The organism is Marinobacter alkalisoli, from assembly GCF_045449795.1.
Taxonomy (GTDB): domain Bacteria; phylum Pseudomonadota; class Gammaproteobacteria; order Pseudomonadales; family Oleiphilaceae; genus Marinobacter.
Map to the genome: position 1 here is coordinate 1 of NZ_JBJJLB010000044.1, position 10673 is coordinate 10673.

Sequence of the window (10673 nt, forward strand, 5' to 3'; positions counted from 1 at the left end):
CCCGGAAAGCCGAACCACACACCGGCCCTCCCGCCAAGCCTGATAAAGCCCGGCCCAAAAGAACCAAGTCAGCGACCGACGACCCTCTCGGCCTCTTCCACCGGCGTATGACGAACATCCTCGCCCTTGACCATGAAAATCACATTCTCGGCAATGTTGCAGGCGTGATCACCCACCCGCTCCAGGGCACGAAGCACCCACATCACCGACATGCAGCGTGAGATGTTGCGCGTGTCTTCCATCATGAACGTCAGCAACGTTCGCGTGGCTGCCTGGTACTCCTCATCAACCCGCTTGTCCTCTTTCATGATCCGCAGCGCCTGCTGTGAATCCAGACGAGCGAAGGCGTCCAGAGCATCGTGCAGCATGCTCAGCACATGATTGCCGATGTGACGGACTTCCACGTAGCCGCGGGGAGCCTGGCCTTCTTCATTAAGCTTGATAGCGAACTTGGCGATCTTCTTCGCTTCATCCCCTACCCGCTCAAGGTCCGCGACCATTTTGATCACCGAAATCACCAGGCGCAGATCCCGCGCGGTGGGCTGACGGCGGGCGATGATCAAAGTCGCCTCTTCATCGATGTCGATCTCCATCTGGTCGACCTTCTTGTCGCCGGCGCGCACTTCATCCGCCAGGTGGCCATCGTTATCCACCAGCGCCTGGATAGCGCGTTCCACCTGGGATTCGACCATACCGCCCATTTTCAGGAACTCGGTCTTGAGCTCCAGCAGTTCATCGTTGAACTTGTGCGATATGTGATCGCCGTATACGTCGTCCTTTTTATTTGGCATAGCTCTGTTCTCCAATGTTCAACAATGACCGGATTAGCCGAAACGGCCAGTGATGTAGGATTCGGTCAGTTCATGTTCGGGTGCGGTAAAGACCTTGGAGGTTTCGTTGACTTCCACCAGATGCCCCAGATGGAAATACGCGGTGCGGTGAGACACCCTGGCCGCCTGCTGCATGGAGTGGGTCACGATCACGATGGTGTAGCTTTCCGACATTTCGGAGATCAGTTCTTCCACCCGAGCGGTTGCGATGGGGTCCAGCGCTGAACACGGTTCGTCCATCAGGATCACTTCCGGGCTGACGGCGATGGCGCGGGCGATACACAGGCGCTGCTGCTGACCACCGGACATACCGGTTGCCGTGGCGTCCAGGCGGTCTTTCACCTCGCTCCAGAGGCCGGCCTTGCGCAAGCTGTTTTCAACGATCTCATCCAGTTCCGATTTGCGGTTGGCGAGGCCGTGAATGCGCGGGCCATAAGCCACGTTGTCGTAGATCGACTTGGGAAACGGGTTCGGCTTCTGGAACACCATGCCCACGCGGGCACGCAGCTCCACCACGTCTTTCCTGGAGTGGTAGATATCCTCGTCATCCAGCATCAACTGACCTTTGACTCGGCAGATATCAATACTGTCGTTCATGCGGTTCAGGCAGCGCAGGAACGTGGACTTGCCGCAGCCGGACGGGCCGATGAAAGAGATCACCTCGTTACGGGCGATGTCCAGGCTGATGTCCTTGATGGCGCGATCCTCACCGTAGAACACCTCGACGTTGCGAAGCTTGAACTTGGGATCGTCAGCGTAGGGAACGCCGACGGTTTTGCCCTCTTCAACCGCAATATCTTCCCGCTTTGTGGCGGCGGTGGGCTCCTGAGGGGCCTTCACGCTGTCATCCGATGTTTCAGCTACGCTGGTAATCGATTCGTTCATATTCATAGCTTTCTCCTTTACCACCGGCGCTCAAGACGCTTACGGAGCCAGATGGCCAATGCATTCATACTGATCATAAAGGCAAGCAGCACCATGATGCCGGCGGAGGCCAGCTCGACAAAGCCCTGCTCGGAGCTGCTTGCCCAAAGGTAAATCTGTACCGGCAGTACAGTTGCGGAACTGAAGAAACCGTCCGGCACTTCGACAATGAAGGCCACCATGCCAATCAACAACAGCGGCGCGGTTTCACCCAGTGCCTGCGCCATACCGATGATGGAGCCGGTCAGCATGCCGGGCATGGCCAGCGGAACCACATGATGAAGCACCACCTGCATTTTCGACGCGCCAATACCTTCGGCTGCTTCCCGGATCGACGGCGGCACGCTCTTGATGGCCGCACGACTGGAAATGATGATTGTTGGCAGGGTCATCAGTGCCAACACCAGACCACCCACCACCGGCACCGAACGTGGCATGCCGAACAGCCCGATAAACACCGCCAGCCCCAACAGACCAAAGATGATTGAGGGCACCGCCGCCAGGTTGTTGATGTTGACCTCGATGAAGTCAGTGATCCTGTTCTGGGGTGCGAACTCTTCCAGATAAATGGCTGCCGCAATCCCCATCGGAAACGAGATCGCCAGGGTAACCAGCATCGTCAACAACGATCCTACGATGGCGCCCAGAATGCCGGCGTTGCCGGGCTCCCGTGAGTCACCCCGGCTGAACAGCACGTCATTGAAACCGGTATCAATAACGCCCTTCTCCAGCAGTTCATCAACCCATCCCTGCTGTCGCTCCGACAGGCGGATACTGTAGCTGGGATTGTCAGCATGCTTCACATACACCGACACCGTGTCGTGCGCGAGGAACTCCATGGTTTGTGTGGTATTCAGCAAATCCGGATTGTTTTCGAGGAAATCGCGAACATCGCTGGCTGCGTAGCTGCCAACCAACCGGCCCAGTTCGCGCCTGGCCGACGCACCTTCCGCATTCGGAAAATGCTCCTGCAACGCCGCAATAATCGGCGCGGCGAAATCCGCCATGGAGATCTGATCTTCATCGGTCGGATCATCCAGGTACATGGCTTCCGAATCCAGCGTCACATCGAGGGTGATCGTTGTCTTCACAAAACCGGTGTAGCCCTTGCCGATGATGTCGGCAAACAGGATGAAAAGAGACGCCAGCGCGATGGAAATGGCCAGGATGCCGTACAGACGGAAACGGCGCTCCTTACGGTACCGGCGCGCCAGTGACTGACGGACTAACTCCGCCTGAGAACGTTGATCAGTCATACTGTTCCCTATATTTACGTACAATCTTGAGTGCAACCACGTTGAGCGCCAGCGTCACGATGAACAGCATCATGCCCAGGGCGAATGCCGACAGCGTCTTGGCACTGTCGAACTCCTGGTCACCTACCAGCAACGTGGCAATCTGAACGGTCACCGTGGTTACCGAATCCAGTGGATTGGCGGTCAGGTTGGCGGCCAGGCCCGCCGCCATCACCACGATCATGGTTTCACCAATGGCCCGCGATGCCGCCAGCAGAATGCCGCCGATGATGCCCGGCAATGCCGCCGGGAAAATCACGTTCTTCATGGTTTCCGACTGGGTCGCGCCCAGGGCGAGGGAACCGTCCCGCAGGGTCTGGGGGACCGCGTTGATAACGTCGTCCGACAGGGATGAGACAAAAGGAATGATCATGATGCCCATCACCAGTCCCGCCGCAAGAGCGCTCTGGGAGGACGCCTCCAGCCCAACCAGCTCCGCCAGATCACGAATGAACGGCGCGACCGTCAGTGCCGCGAAAAAGCCATAAACAACCGTAGGCACGCCAGCCAGCATTTCCAGCAGCGGCTTGACCGTGGAGCGAATGCGCTTGCTGGCGTATTCCGACAGGTAAACGGCGGACAGCAAACCGATCGGCACCGCGACAAAAAGAGCGATTGCTGAAATCAACAGCGTGCCGGTAAACAGCGGGATCATGCCGAAGGCGCCATCGGATCCGACCTGATCCGCACGCAAGGCGGTTTGCGGGCTCCAGGAGGTACCAAACAGGAATTCGGTGATCGGCACTTTGCCGAAAAATCGCACAGTTTCAAAAATCACCGAGAATACGATGCCAACGGTGGTCAGCACGGCAACCGCCGCACATACAAAGAAGATCCGGCGGAGGGTTTTCTCCACGCTTTCACGGGCATTGATATGGGGCGCCACGCGGGTCCACGCGAAAGCGGCACCCAGCACCGCGATCAGCACCACCAGAATCGCCTTGAACATCCGGCTCTGATCCCGGAGTGTTTCCAGCAGCCCCGCTGCACCAGCGATGTGTTCCGGCACAAAATCCGGGTTCAGTTTACCTGCAGCCACGTTACCGATCTGGGAAATCACCAGGCTGGCCTGGCCCGGTGATTTGGGCCACACATCCTGTGGCAATGACGCGATGACAATGTCCTGAATGACTTTGCCCTCAAAGCCGGTCCAGATTGCCAGAACAACAAGGGCGGGAATCGCGCACCAGAGGGCCGCCCGCGCCGCGTAATAGAATGGAAGTGCCTTGAGGTTCCGGATTCCGCCAAGCGGTGCCGCTACCGCCCTGGAACGCATGAATGCGAGTCCATAGGCAGCAACCGCGAGAACCAGAACAAGGGGCAAAAGGTTAGCCGTCTGCATAACAGTCTCTGTCGTGTTGGCGTATTAGTTAGCTAAGGCGTCTATTTTGCCAGCAAGCTGGCCAGAAATATTCATCTGAACGTAATAAAGGAACGCGGACCTGCAGGCCCGCGTTCCTTTTTGTCATCCCTGACGTGTCTCTGCCGAACCTTACAGCTCGTTACCGGTCATCGGCTTCAGTGCCTTGACCGCCTTGGCAGTCTTCATGCGCTGATCACGCGGGTTCGGGATAAGGCCCACATCAACCAGGTAACCGTTGTCGCCCCAGGTGCTTTCGCTGGTGAACTCGGCCACGTATTCCTGGATACCCGGAACCACGCCAACGTGCGCCTTCTTGATGTAGAAGAACAGTGAACGGGCGACCGGATACTCTTCAGCCGCGATGGACTCAGGAGTCGGCTCAACACCGTTAATGGTGGATGCCTGAATCTGACCTTCGTTTTCCATCAGGAAGCTGTAGCCGAAGATGCCAAGGGTTTCCGGATCCTGGGCCAGACGCTGAACGATCAGGTTGTCGTTCTCGCCTGCTTCAACGAACGGACCGTCTTCACGCATGCTGTGGCAGACGGACTTCATCTGGCTCTTCTCCATCTTCTTGATGAAGTCGTACTGCTTACAGCCACCTTCCATTGCGATCTCAACAAAGGCGTCACGGGTACCGGAAGTCGGAGGGGGGCCCATCACGCTGATGTCCATATCCGGCAGGCTGGAGTCGATTTCGCTCCACTTCTGGTACGGGTTGGCGACCAGCTCGTCACCACCGTCAGGGTTCGGAACATCCTTGGCCAGGGCCAGGAACACCTGCTCCAGGCTCAGGTCCAGCTTCTCGGCATCATTGGAGTTGGCAATAACAATACCGTCAGCGCCGATACGTACTTCGGTGATTTCCTTAACGCCGTTGGCCTGGCAGTTATCAAACTCGCTCTTCTTCATGCGGCGGGAAGCGTTGGTGATGTCCGGGTGCTGGGTGCCCACACCTTCACAGAACAGCTTCAGGCCGCCGCCGGAACCGGTGGATTCCAGCTTCGGAGTCGGAAAGTCAGTGTTACGACCAAAACGCTCGGCAACCACGGTGGCAAACGGGTAAACCGTTGAAGAACCCACGATGTTGATGGTATCGCGAGCCATGGCCGGAGTGGATACGGCGGCAATGCTGCCTGCCAGTGCCACAGTTGTAAGGGCGGTTTTCAGTTTAATCACGCTGAGTCTCCATTTTTCATTTGGACTTTATAGTCGGATTTGCTTTACCGATGAGTGAAGACTAACGGGGCTCTGTGACAACTTTGTTACAGCTACTGAAATATAGATCACGGCGCTCAATTTTTCTTGCAGACTGCCCGCAGGCCGTTAACATGCGTGTAAAACAATACTCAGCAATATATAAGGCAGGCTCCATGACAGCGCTCGATGATGACAAACCCACGCCGAAAGGCGAGCTGATTCTCCAGATTGTTCCGTTACCCTCGGACACCAATGCCAACGGCGATGTCTTTGCCGGCTGGCTGGTCAAGCAAATGGACATTGCCGCGGCCACTATCGCCGGGCGGATCTCCCAGGGCCGCAACGCCACGGTCGCAATGGACCGGATGGAGTTTCTTTCCCCGCTGAGAGTTGGCTCCCAGGTCGGTTGCTACTGCGAACTGGTCGACATTGGCCGCAGCTCCATGAAAATTGAGGTCGAAGTCTGGACACTGGATCGCACGGCCAAACATCCCCGCAAGGTTACTGAAGGGCGATTCGTGTATGTTGCGATTGATGAGCAGGGCCGTATTCGTGAAGTGCCCGACCAGAACGGTTGAACAGCCGGTACTGTGCCAACGGTTATCGCAGGCGCTATTGCCTCGATAGCCCGTGATTTATCACTACCCCACAATCACCGGTCGCTTCTCTGGCAACAACAGTGAAAGCAACGCCGCCGTCGCCACCAGCCCGGTGGATATCCACAGGCAAGCTTCCAGCCCATAGGCCTGGTACACCCAGCCCGACAGGATGGTGCCAAGAAGCCGGCCGGCGGCGTTGGACATGTAATAGAAGCCCACATCGAGGGATACGCCATCGCCCCGCGCATAGCTGACGATCAGATAGCTGTGCAGGGAGGAGTTGATGGCAAACAGTACGCCAAACAGCAGCAGGCCTCCGATCACCACCACCTGTGGTGACCAGCCCGCCATCAGGCCAACGGCAATCGCCGCAGGGATCAGCGCCAGGGCTGTAGCCCAGAGCACCGCCGGTTGTTTGCCCTCCTGATTACCGGTAATACGCGGTGCAATGGTCTGGATGAAGCCATAACCGATGACCCAGGTGGCCATGAAGCCGCCCACCTTCCAGAAATCCCAGCCGAACACCGTATGCAAGTAGACCGGCAGCGCCACCACGAACCAAACATCCCGGGCACCGAACAGGAACATACGCGCCGCTGAGAGCACGTTAATGGCCCGGCTCTTCGACAGGATCTCACTGAACTTCGGTTTCGCCTTGCTCTTGCCCAGCTCCTGTTTGAGCAGAAACAGGCTCGCCAGCCAAACCAGGCCCAGAGCCACAGCCATGAGGATCACCGCGCCCGTGAAGCCGGCTGTCATCAGCAATACGCCACCCAGGAAGAAGCCCACACCCTTGAGGGTGTTCTTGGAACCGGTGAGGATGGCGACCCATTTGTACAGGGTGCCCTGCTGCTCATCCGGCACCAGCAGCTTGATGCCACTCTTGGCGGACATCTTGTTCAGATCCTTGGCAACACCGGACATGGCCTGCGCCGCCATGACCCAGGGCACAGTGAGCATGGCCGTCGGTACCGCCAGCATCGCCAGTGCCACAATCTGCAGGAACAGCCCGATATTCATGGTGCGGTTCAGGCCCATGCGGGCGCCCAGATAGCCGCCCACCAGGTTGGTCACCACCCCGAAGAACTCGTAGAAGATGAACAACAGGGCGATCTCCAGCGGCGAATAGCCCAACTGGTGGAAATGCAGCACCACCAGCATCCGCAGGGCGCCATCCGTCAGGGTAAAGGCCCAGTAGTTGCCGGTGATGACCAGGTACTGTCGGATGGCGGCGCTCATGTCAGGCAGAACCTACCTTGCGCGCCAATTCGGCGGTGCGGTTAGCGTAGCCCCACTCGTTGTCGTACCAGGCGTAGATTTTCACCTGGGTGCCGTTAACCACCATGGTGGACAGGGCATCGACGATGGACGAGCGCGGATCGGTCTTGTAGTCGATGGACACCAGCGGGCGCTCCTCATACCCCAGAACCCCCTTCAGCTCACCTTCGGCGGCTTCCTTCAGCAACTGATTCACGGTGTCACGATCCGTCGGCGTTTCTACTTCAAACACACAATCGGTCAGTGAAGCGTTGGTCAGCGGAATACGCACCGCGTGGCCATCCAGCCGGCCTTTCAGTTCCGGGAAGATCTCGATAATGGCGGTGGCCGAGCCGGTGGTGGTCGGGATCAGCGAGCTGCCGCAGGCCCTTGCCCGCCGCAGATCTTTATGGGGCGCATCGATAATGGTCTGGGTGTTGGTCAGACTGTGGATAGTGGTAATGGAACCGTGCTTGATGCCCAGTTTTTGGTGGATCACTTTCACCACTGGCGCCAGGCAGTTGGTGGTGCAGGAGGCGGCGGTAACAATACGGTCATTTGCCGGATCAAAAATCTCGTCATTCACCCCCACCACGATATTCTTCGCTCCGGCTTCCTTAACCGGTGCGGTGACAACCACCCGCTTCACCCCCTGGTCCAGATAGGTGTTCAGTACATCCACTTTCTTCATCTTGCCGCTGGCTTCGATCACCAGATCACAGCCAGACCAGTCGGTCTCCCCGATGGTCTTGTTGTGGGTCACGCGCATGCGCTGGTCGCCAATGACAATGTCCGCGCCATCGGCAATCGCTTCGTGGTTCCAGCGGCCATGCACGCTATCAAAGTTCAGCAGATGGGCCAGGGTGCCAGCGTCGGCGCCTGGATCGTTGATAGCGACAAACTCCATCTCCGGCCACTCCCAGGCGGCCCTGAGGGCGAGGCGACCGATACGGCCGAACCCGTTAATACCGACTTTGATCTTGCTCATGATGCGCTCCTTGAATGCTCTGTAATCCGATGAGTCACGCTGAATTCAGAGAAACCGGATAACAGGACGGTCGGGCATGGCCTTCAACCGCTCTTTTTCCTGTTCTATCAGTTTCGTATGACCACCCGAGGTCTCATCCAGCACCCGTAACACCCACTGGGGCAACTGGGGATGAAGGTAGTAATAGACCCACTGGCCCTGACGTTCCGTCTCAAGCAATCCAGCATCTTTCAGGGTCGCCAAATGCCGGCTGACCTTTGGCTGTGACACATCCAGTGCCTTGGTCAGCTCATACACGCAGAGTTTTTTCTGGTCACGAATCAGCATCAGCATAGTCAGCCGCAATTCGTCCCCGAACGCCCGAAATACGGTTACCGGGTTGTATTCCAGGGGTTTCAGACCCGTTTCCTTCTGATGCACCAGGGTAAACAGCCCGATCCGTTCCTTGAGCTCCTTGAGTGTCAGAGCAAAAGTCGCATGGCGGTTGCTGAGCGCCGGGTCCGGAAAGTCCCAGGCAATTTGCTGGGCCGGCTCGCAAACGGTTCCACACTCGTTGGCCGCTTTCTCGCACAGGGTAATCACGTAATCCCAGGATTCCTCCTGCAGATCCGCCAGCCGTTTGCTATGCAACCCCGCCACCGCAATCCCGGACTCCTCCAGAACCTGCAATGCCATGGGATTCGGATGGGTTGGCTCGGTGCCGGCACTGGCCACCTCAAAACGATCCCCCGCCATGTCTTTAAGCAGGGCCTCTGCCATCAGGGAGCGGGCGCTGTTGGCGCTGCAGACAAACAAAACCCGACGCTTCATATCTGTCTATCCGTATATATTGATTAATGGATATCTGATGTTTTGGATATTAAGCAGGCAAAACGGTAAAGTAAACCCTTTTCCGACCAGGGCTGATCCAGCCGAACAGCCAAGCTTCGAAACGCAATCCAGATCCATGAATTCTGCAGAGTGAATTAAGGAGTACTATGAAGAAGCATCACAACGAGTCAATCAGCAGTCCATGTGAGAGGTAAGCAATGAACAGCAATATAGAAGTCACCTCAGCTGAAGACGCCAGAGGCGGCATGGATCTGTTCGGGAAGTACCTGTCGGTCTGGGTAGCTCTGGCCATCATCGCCGGCGTGACCCTGGGTCAGTTGGCGCCCTCGATTCCCGAAACACTGTCCCACTTCGAATATGCCCAGGTTTCGATCCCCATTGCCATTCTGATCTGGGCCATGATCTTTCCGATGATGGCCCAGATCGATTTCGGTGCGATCCTGGACGTGAGAAAAGAGCCCAAAGGGTTGGCCATCACCACGGTGGTGAACTGGCTGATCAAGCCTTTCACCATGTTTGCCATCGCCTGGTTCTTCCTGATGGTGGTGTTCGAGCCGTTTATTGCACCGCAACTGGCCAGCGAATACCTGGCCGGTGCGATTCTGCTGGGCGCTGCGCCCTGCACCGCCATGGTGTTTGTCTGGAGCTACCTGACAAGGGGCGATGCCGCCTACACCCTGGTGCAAGTGTCCCTGAACGACATCATCATGCTGTTCGCGTTCGCACCCATTGTGGTGTTCCTGCTGGGCATTTCCGATATTCAAGTGCCTTGGGACACCGTCATTCTGTCGGTCGTGCTGTATATCGTGATCCCCCTGGTCGCCGGTTACCTGACCCGCCGCACACTGATTGCCCGGCGTGGCCAGCGCTGGTACGACGACGTGTTCATGAAGCGCCTTGGGCCGATCACACCGGCGGCGCTGATCGTTACTCTGGTGCTGCTGTTTGCTTTCCAGGGCGAAGTGATTCTGGAAAATCCCCTGCACATTGCCCTGATCGCGGTGCCGCTGATCATTCAGACCGTGCTGATTTTCTTCATTGCCTATGGCTGGGCCCGGCTATGGAAGGTTCGCCACTGCATCGCCGCGCCGGGCGCCATGATCGGTGCCAGCAACTTCTTCGAACTGGCCGTAGCCGCCGCCATCGCCCTGTTCGGCCTGCAATCCGGCGCCGCCCTGGCGACGGTGGTTGGCGTGCTGGTGGAAGTCCCGCTGATGCTGATGCTGGTGCGTATTGCCAACAACACCCGGGACCGGTTCCCGACCTGAATGGCCGAAACCGGTTACTGGAAGTATTCGAGAGCCGGCGCTAACCTGTCTGCGCCGGCCAATACGGCGACCTTCCGTTTTACGGGATTCTTCTCGCAGTCATTATCTCTGGGGTGTT

Annotated in this window: 10 protein-coding genes; 2 read left to right on the plus strand and 8 right to left on the minus strand. The window is 57.5% G+C overall.

The window, feature by feature from the left end; all coding sequences use genetic code 11:
• Window positions 1-68 precede the first annotated feature (68 nt).
• From phoU to ACJO3M_RS18840, 5 genes are all read right to left on the minus strand, one after another.
• Window positions 69-791, minus strand: a complete 723-nt coding sequence (phoU, locus tag ACJO3M_RS18820; protein ID WP_407002917.1) for a phosphate signaling complex protein PhoU — start codon at window positions 789-791, stop codon at window positions 69-71.
• A 33-nt stretch (window positions 792-824) separates the two neighbouring features.
• Window positions 825-1721 (minus strand): phosphate ABC transporter ATP-binding protein PstB, encoded by an 897-nt coding sequence (gene pstB, locus ACJO3M_RS18825; RefSeq protein ID WP_407002918.1) that lies wholly within the window; start codon window positions 1719-1721, stop codon window positions 825-827.
• A gap of 11 nt (window positions 1722-1732) precedes the next feature.
• Entirely contained in the window at window positions 1733-3010 is a 1278-nt protein-coding gene (gene pstA, locus ACJO3M_RS18830; protein ID WP_407002919.1) for a phosphate ABC transporter permease PstA, read from the minus strand.
• Window positions 3003-4391 (minus strand): phosphate ABC transporter permease subunit PstC, encoded by a 1389-nt coding sequence (gene pstC, locus ACJO3M_RS18835; protein WP_407002920.1) that lies wholly within the window; start codon window positions 4389-4391, stop codon window positions 3003-3005. The genes pstA and pstC overlap by 8 nt, the downstream gene beginning before the upstream one ends.
• A 150-nt stretch (window positions 4392-4541) precedes the next feature.
• Window positions 4542-5591, minus strand: coding sequence for a substrate-binding domain-containing protein (locus ACJO3M_RS18840; protein ID WP_407002921.1), 1050 nt, complete (start codon window positions 5589-5591; stop codon window positions 4542-4544).
• Window positions 5592-5785: 194 nt separating this feature from the next.
• Here ACJO3M_RS18840 and ACJO3M_RS18845 point away from each other — a divergent pair, with 194 nt between their 5' ends.
• The gene (locus ACJO3M_RS18845; protein WP_407002922.1) at window positions 5786-6190 is read left to right on the plus strand and encodes an acyl-CoA thioesterase; all 405 of its coding nucleotides are present in this window, start codon (window positions 5786-5788) and stop codon (window positions 6188-6190) included.
• A gap of 63 nt (window positions 6191-6253) precedes the next feature.
• On the opposite strand, the gene arsJ is transcribed toward ACJO3M_RS18845, so the two are convergent.
• Genes arsJ through ACJO3M_RS18860 form a run of 3 tightly spaced genes read right to left on the minus strand, consistent with a single transcriptional unit; the run spans window position 6254 to window position 9266 of the window.
• On the minus strand, window positions 6254-7450 hold the full coding sequence (arsJ, locus tag ACJO3M_RS18850; protein ID WP_407002923.1) for an organoarsenical effux MFS transporter ArsJ: 1197 nt from the start codon (window positions 7448-7450) through the stop codon (window positions 6254-6256).
• A 1-nt stretch (window position 7451) separates the two neighbouring features.
• A complete protein-coding gene (locus tag ACJO3M_RS18855) occupies window positions 7452-8456 on the minus strand; it encodes an ArsJ-associated glyceraldehyde-3-phosphate dehydrogenase (RefSeq protein WP_407002924.1) in 1005 nt (334 codons plus the stop codon).
• Window positions 8457-8501: 45 nt separating this feature from the next.
• Window positions 8502-9266, minus strand: a complete 765-nt coding sequence (locus ACJO3M_RS18860; RefSeq protein ID WP_407002925.1) for a metalloregulator ArsR/SmtB family transcription factor — start codon at window positions 9264-9266, stop codon at window positions 8502-8504.
• A gap of 218 nt (window positions 9267-9484) precedes the next feature.
• Between ACJO3M_RS18860 and arsB the strand changes: the two genes are divergently transcribed.
• Complete coding sequence (arsB, locus tag ACJO3M_RS18865) at window positions 9485-10555, plus strand: ACR3 family arsenite efflux transporter (RefSeq protein ID WP_407002926.1); 1071 nt, start codon at window positions 9485-9487, stop codon at window positions 10553-10555.
• The last annotated feature ends 118 nt before the right edge of the window (window positions 10556-10673 follow it).

What these genes read in the sequence shown, in the direction of transcription:
- ACJO3M_RS18855 (WP_407002924.1), bottom strand. Translation starts at nt 8,456, where the DNA reads ATGAGCAAGATCAAAGTCGGTATTAACGGGTTCGGCCGTATCGGTCGC.
- pstC (WP_407002920.1), bottom strand. Translation starts at nt 4,391, where the DNA reads ATGCAGACGGCTAACCTTTTGCCCCTTGTTCTGGTTCTCGCGGTTGCT.
- ACJO3M_RS18860 (WP_407002925.1), bottom strand. Translation starts at nt 9,266, where the DNA reads ATGAAGCGTCGGGTTTTGTTTGTCTGCAGCGCCAACAGCGCCCGCTCC.
- arsB (WP_407002926.1), top strand. Translation starts at nt 9,485, where the DNA reads ATGAACAGCAATATAGAAGTCACCTCAGCTGAAGACGCCAGAGGCGGC.
- pstB (WP_407002918.1), bottom strand. Translation starts at nt 1,721, where the DNA reads ATGAATATGAACGAATCGATTACCAGCGTAGCTGAAACATCGGATGAC.
- arsJ (WP_407002923.1), bottom strand. Translation starts at nt 7,450, where the DNA reads ATGAGCGCCGCCATCCGACAGTACCTGGTCATCACCGGCAACTACTGG.
- phoU (WP_407002917.1), bottom strand. Translation starts at nt 791, where the DNA reads ATGCCAAATAAAAAGGACGACGTATACGGCGATCACATATCGCACAAG.
- ACJO3M_RS18845 (WP_407002922.1), top strand. Translation starts at nt 5,786, where the DNA reads ATGACAGCGCTCGATGATGACAAACCCACGCCGAAAGGCGAGCTGATT.
- pstA (WP_407002919.1), bottom strand. Translation starts at nt 3,010, where the DNA reads ATGACTGATCAACGTTCTCAGGCGGAGTTAGTCCGTCAGTCACTGGCG.